The organism is Gilliamella sp. wkB72 (assembly GCF_001693745.1).
Taxonomy (GTDB): Bacteria; Pseudomonadota; Gammaproteobacteria; order Enterobacterales; family Orbaceae; genus Gilliamella; species Gilliamella apicola_E.
The window spans coordinates 85,426-102,880 of the sequence record NZ_LZEI01000011.1; the positions used below are offsets into that span (position 1 = coordinate 85,426).

The 17,455-nt window shown below is 33.0% G+C and carries 14 protein-coding genes; 4 read left to right on the forward strand and 10 right to left on the reverse strand.

The window, feature by feature from the left end:
- Window positions 1–610 precede the first annotated feature (610 nt).
- A complete protein-coding gene (locus tag A9G07_RS06295; RefSeq protein WP_065734489.1) occupies window positions 611–2,584 on the reverse strand; it encodes a TonB-dependent receptor domain-containing protein in 1,974 nt (657 codons plus the stop codon).
- Window positions 2,585–2,778: 194 nt separating this feature from the next.
- On the opposite strand from A9G07_RS06295, the gene A9G07_RS06300 reads away from it, so the two are divergent.
- The 4 genes from A9G07_RS06300 (at window position 2,779) to A9G07_RS06315 (ending at window position 8,361) form a co-directional block, all read left to right on the forward strand.
- Window positions 2,779–3,678, forward strand: a complete 900-nt coding sequence (locus A9G07_RS06300; RefSeq protein ID WP_065734490.1) for a siderophore ABC transporter substrate-binding protein — start codon at window positions 2,779–2,781, stop codon at window positions 3,676–3,678.
- A 196-nt stretch (window positions 3,679–3,874) separates the two neighbouring features.
- Window positions 3,875–5,191: a 30S ribosomal protein S12 methylthiotransferase RimO gene (gene rimO / locus A9G07_RS06305; RefSeq protein WP_065734491.1), complete on the forward strand. Its 1,317-nt coding sequence runs from the start codon at window positions 3,875–3,877 to the stop codon at window positions 5,189–5,191.
- A gap of 9 nt (window positions 5,192–5,200) precedes the next feature.
- Window positions 5,201–6,589: an MATE family efflux transporter gene (locus tag A9G07_RS06310; protein ID WP_065734492.1), complete on the forward strand. Its 1,389-nt coding sequence runs from the start codon at window positions 5,201–5,203 to the stop codon at window positions 6,587–6,589.
- A gap of 680 nt (window positions 6,590–7,269) precedes the next feature.
- The gene (locus tag A9G07_RS06315; protein WP_176713956.1) at window positions 7,270–8,361 is read left to right on the forward strand and encodes a phosphoethanolamine transferase; all 1,092 of its coding nucleotides are present in this window, start codon (window positions 7,270–7,272) and stop codon (window positions 8,359–8,361) included.
- Between the two features lie 120 nt (window positions 8,362–8,481).
- Here the strand turns inward: A9G07_RS06315 and A9G07_RS06320 are convergent, their stop codons facing one another.
- From A9G07_RS06320 to tkt, 9 genes are all read right to left on the reverse strand, one after another.
- A complete protein-coding gene (locus A9G07_RS06320) occupies window positions 8,482–8,835 on the reverse strand; it encodes a PTS glucitol/sorbitol transporter subunit IIA (protein ID WP_065734494.1) in 354 nt (117 codons plus the stop codon).
- 18 nt (window positions 8,836–8,853) lie between these two features.
- Window positions 8,854–9,879, reverse strand: coding sequence for a PTS glucitol/sorbitol transporter subunit IIB (srlE, locus tag A9G07_RS06325; protein ID WP_065734495.1), 1,026 nt, complete (start codon window positions 9,877–9,879; stop codon window positions 8,854–8,856).
- Window positions 9,880–9,891: 12 nt separating this feature from the next.
- Window positions 9,892–10,413 carry a PTS glucitol/sorbitol transporter subunit IIC gene (gene srlA, locus A9G07_RS06330; RefSeq protein ID WP_065734496.1) on the reverse strand — a complete coding sequence of 174 codons (522 nt, stop codon included), beginning with the start codon at window positions 10,411–10,413 and terminating at the stop codon, window positions 9,892–9,894.
- Window positions 10,414–10,458: 45 nt separating this feature from the next.
- Complete coding sequence (locus tag A9G07_RS06335; protein ID WP_065734497.1) at window positions 10,459–10,845, reverse strand: transcriptional regulator GutM; 387 nt, start codon at window positions 10,843–10,845, stop codon at window positions 10,459–10,461.
- A gap of 79 nt (window positions 10,846–10,924) precedes the next feature.
- Window positions 10,925–12,172: an NAD(P)H-dependent oxidoreductase gene (locus A9G07_RS06340; protein ID WP_065734498.1), complete on the reverse strand. Its 1,248-nt coding sequence runs from the start codon at window positions 12,170–12,172 to the stop codon at window positions 10,925–10,927.
- A 217-nt stretch (window positions 12,173–12,389) separates the two neighbouring features.
- Window positions 12,390–13,337, reverse strand: a complete 948-nt coding sequence (locus A9G07_RS06345) for a sugar-binding transcriptional regulator (RefSeq protein ID WP_065734499.1) — start codon at window positions 13,335–13,337, stop codon at window positions 12,390–12,392.
- Between the two features lie 481 nt (window positions 13,338–13,818).
- Window positions 13,819–14,769 (reverse strand): transaldolase, encoded by a 951-nt coding sequence (gene tal / locus A9G07_RS06350; RefSeq protein WP_065561718.1) that lies wholly within the window; start codon window positions 14,767–14,769, stop codon window positions 13,819–13,821.
- A 23-nt stretch (window positions 14,770–14,792) separates the two neighbouring features.
- Window positions 14,793–15,440, reverse strand: coding sequence for a ribulose-phosphate 3-epimerase (gene rpe, locus A9G07_RS06355; RefSeq protein WP_065734500.1), 648 nt, complete (start codon window positions 15,438–15,440; stop codon window positions 14,793–14,795).
- A 9-nt stretch (window positions 15,441–15,449) separates the two neighbouring features.
- Complete coding sequence (gene tkt, locus A9G07_RS06360; protein ID WP_065734501.1) at window positions 15,450–17,453, reverse strand: transketolase; 2,004 nt, start codon at window positions 17,451–17,453, stop codon at window positions 15,450–15,452.
- Window positions 17,454–17,455: the final 2 nt, after the last annotated feature.

Consider the following 17,455-nt stretch of genomic DNA (forward strand, 5'->3'; position numbering starts at 1 on the left):
GCTGTTGCAAATAAATCTAATAAAACTCCTTTATATGTCCTCTTTTAATACACGACATCAAACAGCTAAACTGGATATGATTTATACAGCTTGTTATATGAAATTGTTTCTTTAAAGATCAGACATTAAAGCTTTTAAATTTGAAAACGATCAAATTATTGATCGAAACTTCCGATCAATCAATAACCATTTGATCGTGACTGGCTATCAAATGTACAAATTAAGCTTTAGAAGTTTAAAATAAGATAGGAGTTGATTTAGCCTACAATTTTACAAAAATTATATTTATATGATTAATAATAATTAATATAGAATTTTTATAATAAGATCATAAGTTAATAAAAAGAATTAAAAAATGTTTAAGAAAGGTTAAGAAAGGATAATTTTAACTATTTGATCAATAAAATAAATAAAACATAATTTTTAGTTAATCAAAGATCATTTTGCAAATATCAATAAAAATAATTTCAAAAGAGAGTTAATTAATTAAAAACGATTAATAAAATAAAGAAAGAAGAGTTATTAAAATTTCAAATCGGTTTTATTATGGATTAAATAAACAGTTTTACCAAGTAGCTATGAAGTATAGCTACTTGGTGAGAGTTAAATATTAAAAATTAATTTCTGTTCCAATAAAGTAACGACGCCCTTCTAATGTTTTACCAAAGTCATCGTTTGAAACATCTTTGTCAAACAAGTTATAAACGCCACCATATACTTTAGCATTTTTATTTATTTGGAAAGACGCACCGACATCCCAGAAGGTATAGCCTGGATATTCAATTTTCTTACCACTGCGATCTGTGGTAGTTTCTACCCCGTAATAAGCAACCTTAGTCCATAAATCCAACTCTTGAGTGAGATTCCAATCAAGTTGAGTATTGAATTTTTGTTTTGGTGTACGGTTTAAAGGGTTACCCTTATTTTTACCGGTTTTTTGCTCTGTTTTGATCCAAGAGTAATTAGAACTTAATACGAAATCAGTAAACAATGGTGTTTTGAATGAAAGCTCAAGACCTTTAAGATCGGCTTTATCAACATTTTCTCGCCCTTGAACAAAATCAAATTTTTCCCTATAACCAGAAATTTGACAATTTCTTGAACCAGCTGCACCACGACAAATATAATAAGATTGGATCTTATCTTTATATTTTGTATAGAATGCCGTTGCAGAAGCATCAATACCATATTCATTGGTATAACCGACACCTATTTCGAATTCATTTGTTTTTTCTGGTTTAAGATCTGGATTACCCATTATCATCCCTTTATTACCCGTTCCAGAACCACCAGTAACTTGCCCCCAGTCAGAAACAACTTGACGCAGTTGAGGCGTCGCAAATCCAGTTGAATAGCCACCTTTTAAAGTAAAGTTATCATTAATATTCCAGACACTATAAATCCTTGGATTCCAGTTATTACCATAGTTTTCATCTTTATTATAGCGAAGACCTAATGTCATACTCCAATTGTCTAAAATACTTAACTCATCCTCAGCAAACAACGCATAGTTCCAACGATCGATTTTGGTTAAAGTTTTCTTTAACTGGTTGCCTTTATCATGAAGTTCTTGATAAGTATATTTACCACCGATAGTTAACATATTGATTGAAAATGGAATTGTCATACGTGAGTCAACATCAGTATTACGAATTTTCATTTGTCTTTCTGGATTATTATTGTCTTCATGAGCAATAAAAGATGTCGTTGATACATCACCAAATAAACCATTATGAGTTAACGCATAAGAGTTTCGGCGATTATCTCGATTGAAATTACCACGACTAAGAGGTCTTGTTTTTCCTGCTGATGCATTACTATTTTGTCTAGAGCGACCAAAATCTAAATCAAATTTTTGTGTGTCTGAAGCATTAAGCGATAATTTTCCATTTATACTACGTAATCTTTGTCCGGAATGGCCATTCAAAAATTTATCTTCATGACGCTTACTATATTGACCATATAATTGAATCCCCAAAATATCATCAATAATTGGTCCCATAGTTGAAAAACTACCTACATAGGTATTTTTTTCATCTGAACGATAAGGCATGATTGATTCAACTCGAATACCGCTATGCCATTTATTTGAAACTTTCTTAGTAATGATATTGACGACCCCACCCATAGCATCTGAACCATATAACGATGACATTGGTCCTCGGACAACTTCAATACGTTCTATAGCAGTTAAAGGCGGTAACCAGCCTTGTTCAAAACCAGAATTATCACTATTAGGTCTGGTTTCACGAGTGCTAACTTTTTTACCATCAATTAATAATAAAGTATATTTGGCATCCATACCACGAATACTAATATCAGTTGAATCACCGCCACCAGTTATCGTGATCCCAGGAATATCCTTAAGCGCATCAGTCACATCACGATAAGGTTTTTTGCTGATTTCCTCTGGCGTGATTACCGAAATTGTTGCTGGAGCTTCTTTAATTTGTTGAGAAAATCCTGATGCTGTCACCACCATAGTATCAGTATTTTTATCAGTGTCTGCTATCGCTAAACCAGATAATGATAATAAAATACTTGTATTTATGACATGTGTTGCCAGTTTAATTTTAGTATTCATGTTTTATAACCTTATTATTTATATTGATATTTTGCAAAGCAAGCCGTGCGTTACAATAACCTACGTGAGAATAATTATCAATAACTTTTCGATAATAATTATCAATATCTTTACGAAAAATTATTTATATCTAGACATTTCACACCATTTAAATAATAATGGTTATCATTTTCATCAAAGCAAAAGGTATCAATATGAATAAAAAAATATTATTAAGCACTCTAATAGCTTTTACTTTAGGGTTATCAGGTTGCCAATCATCAATCACTGTGAATCCAGATAATAAACAAACCGTTGTTGTTCCTAAATCACCAAGTAAAGTGGTAGTAATGAACTATGGTGCTTTAGATACCTTAGATGCATTAGGTAAAGGTTCTATTGTTGTAGGAACACCTCTTTCCGTTCTTCCTTCTTATCTTGAACAATATAAAAGTGTCTCTGATACAGGTAGTATGAAAGAACCAAGCATCGATGCAATTAAACAAGTTAAACCGCAACTCATCGTTATTGATGGTCGTCAAGCTAGTCGAACTGAAGAATTATCAAAAATTGCACCAGTAATTAATTTAAGTGTTGACGCGAAGAATTATCTTGAATCAACTAAAAATCATATCAATGTTCTAGCAGATATAACTGGAACAGAAAAGAAAGCTGAAGATTTGATTCAATTGCTTGATACAAAAGTGACCAACGCACAAGCTGTTGCACAAGCGAGTCACAAAAAAGCAATAGTTGCTATTCATAATGATGGAAAAATGATTCTTATTAATGGCAGTTCAAGCGCAGCATTAATTCATGATGTGTTGAAAGTAAAACGGGCTGTACCACTAACACCACAGCCTAGTGGCAAACCTAAACCAACCTTTATTGATAACAGCTATATTAGTAAAGTAAAACCTGATATTGTTTATGTCGTTGACCGAAGTAAAGCTATTGGTCAATCAGCAATGAAAAACGACTTTTTAAATCCAAAAGTATTAGCGAAAAGTAAAACTGAGGTTATCTATTTAACACCCGATCTTTGGTACTTATCGGGTGGCGGTGTCGAAAGTTTAGATCGTCAAATTGATGAAGTCATTAATGCATTGAAATAATTTTTTATCATAATGTAGGCCCTTATTTCAATAAGGGCTTGTTTCTCGTTTCTCTCCATATTCATCACTGCAAATTAAAAATTTTTATTTCGACTAATTTAATTATGTTAGAATGCTCACCTATTATTTTAATCTAAATTAATAAACTTTTTAGATTCTCGATAAATACCTCAATAAATTTTAAATTACTATGAATATGTCATCCCCTACTATTGGATTTGTGAGCCTTGGTTGTCCTAAAAATTTAGTTGACTCTGAGCGAATTTTAACTGAACTACGTACTCAAGGTTATCAAGTAGTGCCAAGTTATGACAATGCTGATTTGGTTATTGTTAATACTTGTGGCTTTATTGATAGTGCCGTACAAGAATCATTAGAGGCCATCGGTGAAGCCCTTAATGAAAATGGCAAAGTTATTGTGACAGGTTGTCTTGGTGCGAAAGAAGATCAGATACGTAATGTTCATCCTAAAGTCCTAGAAATATCAGGGCCTCATAGTTACGAAGCTGTACTTGAACATGTTAATAAATATGCACCAAAACCTAGCTACAATCCATTTACAAGCCTTGTACCGGAGCAAGGAGTAAAATTAACACCTAAACATTATGCTTATTTAAAAATTTCTGAAGGTTGTAACCATAGCTGTACATTTTGTATTATCCCATCATTACGTGGTGAGATGGTTAGTCGTCCTATCGGTAATGTTCTTGATGAGGCAAAACGTTTAGTCGATAGTGGCGTAAAAGAGCTTTTAGTTATCGCACAAGATACGTCTGCTTACGGTATCGATGTCAAAAATCGTACAAACTTTTGGAACGGTATGCCATTAAAAACTGATATTCATACCCTTTGCGAGCAATTATCTACCCTTGGTATTTGGGTGCGTCTACATTATATGTACCCTTATCCAAGTGTCGACAATTTGATTCCATTAATGGCTGAAGGAAAAATATTACCTTATCTAGATGTCCCTTTACAACATGCTAGCCCTAGCGTTTTAAAATCAATGAAACGCCCAGGCACAATTGAAAGAACCTTAGAGCGAATTCATCATTGGCGTGAGATTTGCCCTGAAATTACCTTACGTTCAACGTTTATTGTTGGCTACCCTGGTGAAACTGAGAAAGATTTCGAACTATTACTCGACTTTTTATCTCAAGCGCAATTAGACCGTGTTGGTTGTTTCCCTTATAGCCCAGTGGAAGGTGCTGCAGCAAATCAACTAGCTGATCAAATACCAGAAGAAATAAAGCAAGAACGCTTCCACCGTTTTATGCAATTACAACAATCGATTTCAACACAAAAACTTCAAAATAAAATAGGTAAAACATTATCTGTATTGATTGATGAAGTTGATGAGGAAGGTGCTATTGGACGAAGCATGGCCGATGCGCCAGAAATAGATGGTGTTGTCTATCTAAATGAAGAAAAAGATGTTAAAGTCGGCGATATCGTTCAAGTAAATATTGAACATTCAGATGAATATGATTTATGGGGTACTGTAAAACAGTAAATAAATCCAATGAAGCAACATTATCGACACGAAATAAAAAACTTAGTTACGTTAGCAATCCCGGTTATGATTGCACAGATATCACAAACCGCGATCACGTTTGTTGATACCATTATGGCAGGTAACTACAGTAAAACAGCGCTATCGGGTGTAGCCATAGCTGTATCAATTTGGTTGCCTACTATTTTATTTGGGCAAGGCTTATTAACGGTATTAACACCGATAATTTCCAATTTAAATGGTGCAGCTAAACGTGAACAAGTTGCAGATCAGACTCGTCAAGGTGTTGTGATTGCTTTGATCTTATCCATAATCATGATGCTAGTTTTGTACAATTCTGACAAAATAATAAGCTTTAGAAGCTCAGCTGACCATCCAATCGATCCAGAAATGGTTGATGTAGCGGTATCATTTTTACGCTCAATTATGTGGGGCGTACCTGCTTTCTTGCTATTTTTAGTTTATCGTAATCAATGTGAAGGTTTATCTAACACAAAGCCTGCTATGGTGATTATATTCATTGCATTACTTGCCAATATCCCCATTAATTATGTTTTAATTTACGGTAAATTAGGATTGCCAGCATTTGGTGGTGTTGGTTGTGGTATTACCGCTGCAATAATCTTTTGGTTAATGTTTGCTTTAATTCGTATCTATACCTTAACGACAACTACTCAACGGGATATTCGTAAAACACCACTCACAAAACTCATTGATTTTGCTATCATCAAAAAAATAGTTGTATTAGGTACTCCCCTTGCTTTGGCCTATTTTTTTGAAATGAGCTTGTTCGCGGTAGTTGCATTACTTATTGCACCACTTGGTCAAATAACTGTTGCTGCACATCAAATTATCTTCACGATTAGCAGTTTAACGTTTGCAATACCTTTATCTTTAGGGGTAGCAACCAGTATTCGAGTTGGTTACCTATTAGGTAAAAATAAACCTATATTAGCCAAACAAACAGCTTATGTAAGTTTAGCCATATCATTTATTATAGCCGTAGTGGTAGCATTGATTCTGGTGATATTTAGGTCTCCAATTATTACCATATTCACCCATGAGATTGATGTTATCACTATTTGCCTACAACTTATTATTCTACTCGCTATCTATCAAGTATCTGATTACTTGCAAGTTGTAGCAAGCAATGTATTACGTGGTTATAAAGATACTAAAAGTATATTTTTTATTACGCTTATCTCTTATTGGGTAGTAGGGTTACCAGTTGGATATATCTTAGGATTAACCGATCTTGTCATACAGCCAATTGGTGCTGCCGGTTTTTGGATAGGAATTATTTTAGGACTAGCTGTAGCAGCGTTCTTACTTATCGGTAGAATGATCTACATTCAAAAACAACCGCAAGATATCATACTGAAAAGAGCTTCACGATAATAAAAATTTCTTGCCAAACTTATCAATAAACAGAGTAAGTTTGGCAAAATATTATCTAAAATTGTTGATATGTATACTTAATCTAACTTAATAAATATAAAAGTCATAAAATAAACTAAATTGTAAATAAATTTATATTGCTTAAAATTTAATTACTTATATAATTTTTGACCTCTTCAATGGATTGTTATTAATATAAATTTGTAATGTTAAAAAAAGAATTACTATCGCATGTTGTTTGTATTTGTCTTTCAGTAGTATTGGTTTACTTATTAGGTTACCCGCTAAGATTTGATAGGATACTTCTTACCTATTTTTCTTTGATTTTTCTAGCAAGGTTCACCTTTTTTCGTTTCTTATTCGGATTAACATTTGTCATAGCTGCGCTTTATTTTCCAATAGGATTTTACTATGGATATCCCAATGTTGCTGTAGTAAGTGCCATATCAGAAACTGATATCGATGAAATGCAAGAATTTTGTTCGCAACTACCTCTTTATTTTTATTTAATACCATTGCTATTAGTAATTTTCTTTATTCTTTTTTTTAAAAAGTTTAGATTTCCTAAAATAAAAAATTATTATGTTATTGCACTAGCATTAATGATTTGTTTTTATAAACCGGTTAAAAGTGCCATCAAATATCAGCCAACGACTTTATCATCGATAACAACTTTAATAATGGATAATTTCAAATATCCCGCATTTGAGTTTTGCTTCGATTTATATTCAAGTGCAAAAATATATCATACTGAACAAGCTGAACAACTTAGACAAATACAACAACCCAATACAATACCCATTGTTTCTGTCAATCCTAAACATAAAACCTATGTTATTATCATTGGTGAAAGTGTTCGTAAAGATTACATGAGTGCTTATGGCTTTAAATATAATAATACTCCTTTCACCAATAAAAATGCCTCGGTGATTTGGGACGGATTAATTGTTCCTGCTTCAAATACCCAATCTTCAATTCCACATTTAATTAGTCAGTCTAGCTATTTAGATGATAATGAAGTCAATGCTCAATTAAATAATAATATTATTGCTATTGCTAATGATGCTGGATTTGAAACCTTTTGGCTATCTAATCAAGGAAAATTAGGTAGAATGGAAATAACTGTACCAAGAATTTCCGCTTATAGTAAAAATATCTTTTACACTAAAAAAGGTGAGTACAATGGTAAATCAACTCGTGGTAAATATGATACTTTACTACTACCAGAATTAGACTCCTTATTATCTAAAAAGCAAGATAAGCCAAAACTTATTATTATGCATTTAATTGGTTCACATCCTCATTTTTGTAAAAGATTACAATTTGATATTCAGTTCGATCTCAATAATGAAAATATATCTTGTTATGTCAGTAGTATTAAAGAAACCGATGACTTAATAAAATCTACGATTGATATATTGAAAAAACACAATGAAGACTACTCTGTAGTCTACTTTGCCGATCATGGGCTTTCTCACGCTGAGAAATATCAAGATTTAAGGCATAATTGGGAATACCAAAATAGTTATCAAGTGCCATTAATATTTTTTGATTCATCAGAAAAGAATCAAATTAAAATCAATAAACAAATTACCGGATATCAATTCGTATATCTACTAAGTCATTGGATGGGGATTGACTTAAACGTTCACCATGATTATATGCAATATAATCTTATTGATATCCCCGAACAAAAAGATATTCAAATTAAAGATTGGAAAAATAAGTTATATCCATTTGATAATTTGAAAAAAGATCCTAATCCATATTAATCATTGACGTTTCCTGATTAAGATCAATTCACCATCACTAAATTAATAGTGATGGTTTTTCAAAATTTGTTGAATCAAAAATAATAATTATTGTCTACTAAATGGATAAATTCCTAGCTATTATTCAAAACAAATATCATCACCAATATTTAAATCAGGAAAAACAGCAGGTTCAACTTCTATTGCACCTGGCAAAATGCCATCATCACTTTGTTTAAAATAAATAGAAATATGACCTAATTCTTCAAAGTTTTTATTTGCCTCACTGCCAACCTGTTTAATGGTATATTTATGCTTACCTAACGTAAACTCTTTACCTTCAACCAATGTTTGATTAGGCTTTTTATGAAATTCATGAATAACACAAATTTCACGTAAATCAGGTGTTGCCATTGGACCAAATAGAATGATAACTTTTTCTTCCTTGAATTCTGGAACAATTGAACCGATTTCAGTAATGATACTTTTAGCCATATTTAACCCTTTTTTAGTTTAGTACATTCCAATACTCATAACCCATGCAATAACAACAGCCAATATTCCAGTTATCATACGACTATACAATACTGCGGGTACACCAAATTGAACTGTTTTAGGTTTTGCTTCACCTAAAGATAATCCAACAGGAATAAAATCACATCCAGCCTGAGCATTAATAGCAAATAACGCAGGTAATGCATACGCAACTGGAATTGCACCAATTGCAATTTGCGAACCAATCAGAACCCCAATCACTTGCGCTATAACTGCTCCTGGTCCAAGAATTGGAGATAAAAATGGTAAGCTACAAATAAACGCAATAACCATCATCCCCCATATTGAACCTGCCAAAGGTGACAATGTTGTAGCTATAATATTACCAATTCCTGTGTAATTAATAATCCCTATAAGCATACTAATAAATGCCATGAAAGGAATAATGTTTTTAATTAACATATCTGTCGAATCGCGACCAGCTTGATAAAAGATCCCCATTGCCTTACCAATACCTCGTGATAATTTAATCAACAAGCTTTCCTTTTGATTTTGGGAATGTTCTTTCTTTATTTGTGCATATTTTTCTTTGAATTTTTCGCGATCCAAAACTGGATCTTCAACCGTTTGCTGTTGTTGATCCTGCGAAGATGTCGTCGTTGATTGTTCATTATGACCTTCTGATAACATTATGTTTTGGGGTTTAACGCCTGAAACAAAAACATCTTCAGTAATATGTTTTGCTAGAGGACCAGTTGGCGCAGATGGAATAACATCAATGGTAGGAATTTTTTTCATTGGATAAACACCAATTCGAGCAGTACCACCACAGTCAATAATTGCACACAAAATTTCATCTTCTGGAATTGCATTTTTAAAGCCATCTACAGCCTCACCACCTGACAATTCAGCAATTTTTTGGGCTACTGGATGAATACCACCACCAGTAACAGAAAGTATTTTATGTTTTTCAGCAGTTGGCGTTAAAGAAAAACCTTTTCCCCAGCCACCTTGGCCTTTCTCGATAAAAATTGTTTTATACATAGTGACTCTCCCCTACAGATTTTCTTTACGCATCAAAAATTTAGTAATCATTTCGGTAATAACACCACGCATTAAAATAATAATAACACCAGCTAAAAAGTACCGAACAGAAAGACTCGAAATGTTATAACCCGCATCCATAACACCATTTGCAATACCTAGAAATACAAATAACTCACCTGCGTTTGCATAAGGAAACAAACCGGTCACTGGGTGCAAAAAAGAAACAACCGAATCATAAAAAGCCGGTTTTTGCTCTTCTTTAACAAAGCGACCAAAAGTATAAGCCATTGGGTTAGTTAACATTAAAACTGAAAGTATTGGCATTAAACTGTAACGCAATAACATATTCTTAGCAGAAAATTGAATAGCTTTAGTGACTCTTTGTTCACCAATAAAAGCAATTAAAGAATAAGTAAATGTCAATAGCACAATTAAAAGCGGGACAATTCCAGTCATAAATCCAACAAAGACTTGCCCACCAGCCTGAAACAACCCAATAAAATGGGTTCCAAACCACTCAATATATTCCATTATTATCTCCTTTAAAGTTGTAATAACGCTTTTATTAATGTTTAATCAAATAGGAACTTGATTTGTTCCCATTTTTATAATTGCTTTTTCTTCAAGAGAGAGTCTTCTAGTTCCACTCTCTTCTTGTAAATTAGTTAAAATTTGTGATAGATAGCACCCATTAAATTTTGGTAAAGGTTTAAATTTGGCAAATACAGATTTTCCTTTTAAAATCTGACAATCCTTAATCATATTATTTTCATCAATTACCATAACCACAATCGCACTTGAACCAAACCATTTACGTTCAATAGCTGTATAAAGATGATAATTTTTAGAATTTGAATATTGTTGAGTTATTTTGTATATATATCTTTGATAATACTTAATTTGCATTAAGCTCAATATAGACTGTAAAACAAAAATAACAGTGGCAATTATTACAATATTCATATTTTTCAACCCTATTAAATCTAGTTAACACATCGCTTTAAAAACTGCTGAGCCTTATTGCTCAGCAGTTTTTATATTTTTAACTAAAGACTTCATCTTGAAGTTTACGTAATTTCCAAACTGTTGTTGTTTCATCTAAAACAACATCATCTTCAGTTAAAAACTTACCATTTGGAATATCTCGTTTAGCAACAACATTACCGCTGATAAGACCAATTGGAATATTTTTGTTTTTCTTCATATCTGCATGTGTTTCAATAACACCGCGGACACAAAAACCACCAATACCATCAAGTTTCTCACCTCGTTTAATATTCTTTTTTGCGACCGCAACAGTTTCAGATACAGGAGCGCCACAAGGAACAATGGCGGTATCGTGATTTAAAATCGCTTTAGCAATCGTCATTGGTGTTTCAAGGCTAGCTAAGTGGAAAGGACGATATAAAATATGATGATCCCTATCACCTTTTTTCATCAAGTAATTCAATTCATTACTAACATTTGGATTTTGTCCTTTAACAATAACAAAAATCCCAGGTGCTAAACCATCTACATATTCAACAACGCCAAATTTATTAAGAACACCACCGTTTTCTTTAAGGTTTAAATCTTTAAGAACAGAATCTAAATCACCTTTAACACCATGCATACCCACTACATCTGGAATAAATCCCATTGCATTAGAAAGTAAATTCATTTCTGCCATCGTTTTCGTACCATCTTGGAATGCTGCTAACATATGAGATGACATATGCTTTGAATCAGCTTCAGCTTGTGCAGTATCAGGGTTTGCCTCGATTTTTAATTTATTATTTTTCCCTTTACCTACAACTAATACTTCCATACCCATTGATTTAGCAAATTCGTACATTTCAAGAGTTGCAGCTGGTTCATCACCATCCGAACCGGTATAGATAAGATCTGCAGCACTAAATAGTTTATGCATCAAAGGACCTATCGTGATATCAATTTCAACATTAAGAAGAACTAAATGTTTTTTGGCCAATAATGTTTCTAAGGCAATTTTTGCACCTACTTCTGGCACCCCAGTAGCATCGACGATTATTTCAACATCTTTTGATTGGATCACTTCTTTAAAATTTTTAGAAACCAGAATACTATTTTTCTTACTAGCACTAGCCTTATAATCTTTCGCTGCTTGTTGTGCAGCTTTTAAATTAATATCACTAATTCCGGTTACACTCATTCCTGGAATGGTTGCTATTTGCGCTATCATTCCTCTTCCCATTTGACCAGCACCTATAACACCAACTTTAATCGGGTTGTCATTTTCTTCTCTTTGTAACAATTGTTTATATATGGTCATTATTATGTTCTCCTTATTAATTTTTTTAATTAAATAGATATACTAACTATTTATCATAAAGATAACATAACAAATCATAACTACAATTAGGAAAGTAACGTTATGTGACTTTTGTCACAATAAATGACATTTGTCATCATTTACAAATTTAGGACATAAAAAAGCCTCTTTTATAAAATAAAGAGGCTTATTAACTAAAATTAATACTATAAAATTATTAATGATTAATATTTAAAACATATTCTGCCATTTTGTCAGTCATAACGATAACATCAATAATCTTAGAATTTAAAGCTGCAACGACCGCTTTTTCTTTATTTTCACCAGAGACAATTGCAACTACTGTTGGAATTTTACGTAAATCATCTAACCCTAAACCTATAATTCTATGATTTATAGGGCTTTTCGATTCATTCCCGTCAGAAGTATAAAAACGTGAATTACAATCTCCTACTACATCGTAATAACGAAACTCCTCAAGATCTTTATTATTAATATAACCAATCTCTTCCATAGTACTATTATGATAAGGATTAGAAATACCTACGATTGCCATATCAACCGTTTTACCTTCATTGAGAACTTCATTTATATATTTATTTTTGCATAAATCTTTTTTCATTGTTTCGTCTTCAACCAGTGCGGGGGCATAAAGGTATTTACATGTACATTGCATCTTCTTCTTAAGATCATAACAAATTTGATTTGAATGTAAGTCTACTTCCTCGGCGCCCATGCCACCAATTAAAGGTACAATAACAAGCTCTTTATGAGTGATATAAGGGAACTCGTTAACGAATTTCCTAATCGTTTTTCCCCATGAAATACCTAAAGTTTTAACTTTCAAAATTCGTTTATTCAATGCGTAAACTGCTTTTTTAGCTAACCAATTGGTAGATTCCTCATAAGATAGATCATGCGTAGCAACCACAATCGCTTCTTCCAATTTGAATTTACTTTCAAGTTTTTGCTCTAATTCAACTGTATATGCTGTTTCATCCTTGATAAAAATTTCGACAATACCCAATTCTTTCGCATCTTGTAATTTTTTAGAAATAATTGATCTCGAAATACCTATCTTCTGAGCTATCTGAGCCTGAGTCCAACCGTATTGGTAATACCAAGTCGCAATCTTGACTAAATCTCGCTTTTCTTCCCATCTCATAAATCACTCCTATAATTAACAATAGTCAGCTAATATAACAAATGTTTTACCCATAGTAACATAAATGGAAAAAAATCATATATTAGGTTATATATTAATCATTAACATCGTTCAATTCACCACAACAAACTTAATTAAAAAATAAGCATAATCAATTTAAATAAACAAATTATTCCTATAACCATAATTTGTAATGAGTTTAATTATATTAAATAAAAACGATACAATGATTCTACCTTTTGAGATATTCTCATATGTCGATATAGATGAGTAAATTTAACTTCTCTATAACATTTACATACAAAAGATTTGAAACCCCATTTAAACATGATCATCGATTTCTATTAATTAGTTTAATTATCAACAATGAATTAAGATATATTGATTTATGCGAGTTATCATTAGAAGTATTAAATTCAGAAAAATTCGCTATAAAGATAGCTTAAATAAAAAGGGGAACTATCTCCCCTTTTATTAATAATTAAAGCAGTGCCCCGATCATATCTTCTAGTTTACCTTGATCGACCGCAAAGGCTCGAATTCCTTCAGCTAATTTCTCAACTGCCATTGCATCACTATTATGTTGCCATCTAAACTCAGCTTCAGTCATTAACGATGGACGCTCTACAATTGTTTGATTCGGATTCAATTTGCGTTCTACTGGCGCATTTGATTGTTGCATTTCCGCTAATAAATTTGGTGAAATGGTCAAACGATCACAACCCGCTAACGCTAATATTTGATCAACTTTACGGAAACTTGCTCCCATCACAATTGTTTTATAACCATGCTGTTTATAATAGTTATAAATATTACGAACAGATACTACGCCCGGATCTTGATCGGCAACATAAGGTTCTATTGGTTTCTTTGCTTGATACCAGTCATAAATACGTCCAACAAATGGTGAGATTAAAAATGCATTAACTTCTGCACAAGCTCGCGCTTGAGCAAAGGAAAATAGTAAAGTTAAATTACAGTTAATACCTTCTTTCTCTAAAACTTCCGCTGCTTTAATTCCTTCCCAAGTTGAAGCGATTTTGATTAGAATTCGCGATTTATCAATGCCTTTTTGTTTATATAAATCGATAATTTTCCTAGCTTTTTCAATACATCCCTGTTTATCAAACGACAATCTAGCATCGACTTCGGTCGAAATTCGGCCTGGAACTGTTTTTAGAATTTCGGCGCCTATATTCACCGCAACTTGATCACAAGCATTAACCAATTGTTGTTCTTTACTGCCACCTAATTTTTTAGCTGTATCAACAGCTGAATCAATTAAAGAACGATATTGAGGAAGTTGAGCTGCTTTTAACACAAGCGATGGATTAGTCGTTGCATCTTCTGGAGAAAACTGTTTAATCGAATCAATATCACCTGTGTCGGCAACCACGACAGTTAATTTTTTAAATTCATCTAATTGGCTCATAAAATACCCCTTAAAAATATATCCTATATCGCTCTTAGGCGATTAACTATGTTTGCTCTATCATTACTTTTGAAGAATGTGGTACCTGCAACTAATATATTCGCACCAGCTGCCTTACATATTTGAGCAGTTTCAATATTAATTCCGCCATCAACTTCAATTAAATAGTTGAGGTTATGCTCTTTTTTCCATTCAGCTAAGTATTGAATATTGATTAGCGTATCGTTAATAAACGACTGACCACCAAATCCAGGATTTACAGTCATTTGTAAAACAAGATCAACTTCACTCAAAACAGTATCTAAACGATGAGCTGGCGTTCCGGGAGTCAATACTACTCCCGCTAAACAACCACATTGTTTAATCTGTTGAATCAATCGATGGATATGTGGTGATGATTCAACATGCACTGAAATAATATCAGCGCCTGCTTGCACAAACTTTTCTATATAATATTCTGGCTGACTTAACATTAAGTGAACATCAATTGGCAACGAGGTTATTTTTTTAATTTGAGCAAGCATGTCATACCCAAATGACAAATTAGGAACAAAATGGCCATCCATGATGTCTAGATGCAAATAATCAGCACCAGATTGTTCTACACTATGAATTTCTTCTTCCAATCGCATATAATTAGCTGCAAGCAAAGAAGGTGCAATATAAACCATTTTAGTCTCCTATTTTTTTACTAATCGTTGGGCATGATGGATGATATTCTCGACCGTAAACCCATAAGCTTTAAACAGATCTTTTGCGGGTGCAGAATCACCAAAATGATCTATACCTATCATGTAGCCATCTTCACCAACAAAATGAGACCAACCAAATGAACATCCAGCCTCAATGGATAAGCGGGCTTTAACAGTACTTGGAAGAATTGATTCTTGATAACTTTTAGCTGTTTTAGCAAAAATTTCCCAACTTGATAAACTAACAACTGATGCATCAATATTTTTTTCACGTAATTTACTTTGAGCCTCAATCGCTAACGAAACTTCAGAACCTGTTGCTATCAAAATAATATCGGGGGTTTGTTCAACTGCAGGAGATACAATATAAGCACCTTTTTTAACACCTTTAGTTACATCTTGCTGAGAATTAGCTAAAATAGGTAAGTCTTGCCTTGATAGCACTAAAGCAATAGGTCCGTTTTGATTTTCAATTGCTATTTCCCATGCAGCTCTTGTTTCTTTAGCATCAGCAGGACGAATAACTGTTAAATTCGGCATAGCTCTTAATGAAGCTAAATGCTCAATAGGTTCATGTGTTGGGCCATCTTCTCCAACGGCAACACTATCATGAGTAAATACATACGTAACAGGAAGGTTCATTAATGCCGCCATTCTAATTGCTGGCCGTAAATAATCAGAAAAAACAAAAAAAGTTGCGCCGAAAGATCGTAAACCTCGATGTAAAGCCATTCCGTTTAATATACTACCCATGGCAAATTCACGAACACCGAACCAAATATTTTTATTAGCAGGAAATTTTTTACTATATGCATCACTTGAATCAATAAAGGTTTTATTAGAACAACCTAAATCTGCTGAACCACCAAAAAACTCAGGTAATACATCTGAAATTGCATTAATCATTTTACCTGAAGCAGAACGAGTAGCTATTGGTTTAACTTCATTGAATTCTGGGAAATTTTTTTTCCAATTAGATGGTAAATGACCCGCAATAACTCGCCCAAGTTGTTTTCCTTCATCAGGATAAGATTGACAATATTTTTCATACTGCTTATTCCAATCTATATTATTTTGATCACCTAATTTAGAATATTTTTTTAAATGTTGTTTTACTTCTTTTGGAATATAGAAAGGTTCAACATTTTTACATTGATAAAATTGTTTAGTAGCAAGAGCTTCTTTTTCACCTAAAGGTGAGCCATGACAAGCTGAACTATTACTTTTATTTGGCGCGCCGTAACCAATTGTCGTCTTGACTTCAATTAATGTTGGTTGAGAAGATATCTTAGCTTCTGTTAAAGCTGAATTTATTTGTGATAAATTATTACCATCAGATACCGTTAAAACTTGCCAATTATAAGATTCAAAACGTTTTGCTACGCTTTCACTGAAAGTAATATTCAAATCACCATCTAAACAGATATTGTTTGAATCATATAGTACAATTAATTTACCTAATGATAGGTGTCCCGCTAAAGATGCTGCTTCTGCAGATACCCCTTCCATCAAATCGCCATCACCACAAATTGCATAAGTATAGTGATCAACAATCTGATTATCTGGTTTATTGTACTGAGCAGCTAGATGACTTTCAGCAAGAGCCATACCAACTGCCATTGCTATACCTTGACCTAGTGGACCTGAAGTAGCATCAACACCCGGGGTCCATCCAAATTCAGGATGACCAGGAGTTCGACTATTATGTTGTCTAAATGACTTCAAATCATCTAATGTCACGTCATAACCAAAAAGATGCAATAGACTGTACAGTAATGCTGAACCATGACCAGCTGATAAAACAAAACGGTCACGATTGAACCAATTAGGATTATTTGGATTAAATTTTAAATGATTAGAAAATAGTGAATAAGCCATTGGCGCTGCCCCCATTGGCATTCCTGGATGACCTGAATTTGCTTTTTCAATCATATCAATTGATAGTGTTCTAACTGTATTGACTATCGTTTGTTCTAAATCTTTTTTTAACATGA

Bases quoted from the DNA above. Each gene is read 5' to 3' on its own strand.
- A9G07_RS06295 (WP_065734489.1), bottom strand. From the start codon at position 2,584: ATGAATACTAAAATTAAACTGGCAACACATGTCATAAATACAAGTATT.
- A9G07_RS06300 (WP_065734490.1), top strand. From the start codon at position 2,779: ATGAATAAAAAAATATTATTAAGCACTCTAATAGCTTTTACTTTAGGG.
- rimO (WP_065734491.1), top strand. From the start codon at position 3,875: ATGTCATCCCCTACTATTGGATTTGTGAGCCTTGGTTGTCCTAAAAAT.
- A9G07_RS06310 (WP_065734492.1), top strand. From the start codon at position 5,201: ATGAAGCAACATTATCGACACGAAATAAAAAACTTAGTTACGTTAGCA.
- A9G07_RS06315 (WP_176713956.1), top strand. From the start codon at position 7,270: ATGGATAATTTCAAATATCCCGCATTTGAGTTTTGCTTCGATTTATAT.
- A9G07_RS06320 (WP_065734494.1), bottom strand. From the start codon at position 8,835: ATGGCTAAAAGTATCATTACTGAAATCGGTTCAATTGTTCCAGAATTC.
- srlE (WP_065734495.1), bottom strand. From the start codon at position 9,879: ATGTATAAAACAATTTTTATCGAGAAAGGCCAAGGTGGCTGGGGAAAA.
- srlA (WP_065734496.1), bottom strand. From the start codon at position 10,413: ATGGAATATATTGAGTGGTTTGGAACCCATTTTATTGGGTTGTTTCAG.
- A9G07_RS06335 (WP_065734497.1), bottom strand. From the start codon at position 10,845: ATGAATATTGTAATAATTGCCACTGTTATTTTTGTTTTACAGTCTATA.
- A9G07_RS06340 (WP_065734498.1), bottom strand. From the start codon at position 12,172: ATGACCATATATAAACAATTGTTACAAAGAGAAGAAAATGACAACCCG.
- A9G07_RS06345 (WP_065734499.1), bottom strand. From the start codon at position 13,337: ATGAGATGGGAAGAAAAGCGAGATTTAGTCAAGATTGCGACTTGGTAT.
- tal (WP_065561718.1), bottom strand. From the start codon at position 14,769: ATGAGCCAATTAGATGAATTTAAAAAATTAACTGTCGTGGTTGCCGAC.
- rpe (WP_065734500.1), bottom strand. From the start codon at position 15,440: ATGGTTTATATTGCACCTTCTTTGCTTGCAGCTAATTATATGCGATTG.
- tkt (WP_065734501.1), bottom strand. From the start codon at position 17,453: ATGTTAAAAAAAGATTTAGAACAAACGATAGTCAATACAGTTAGAACA.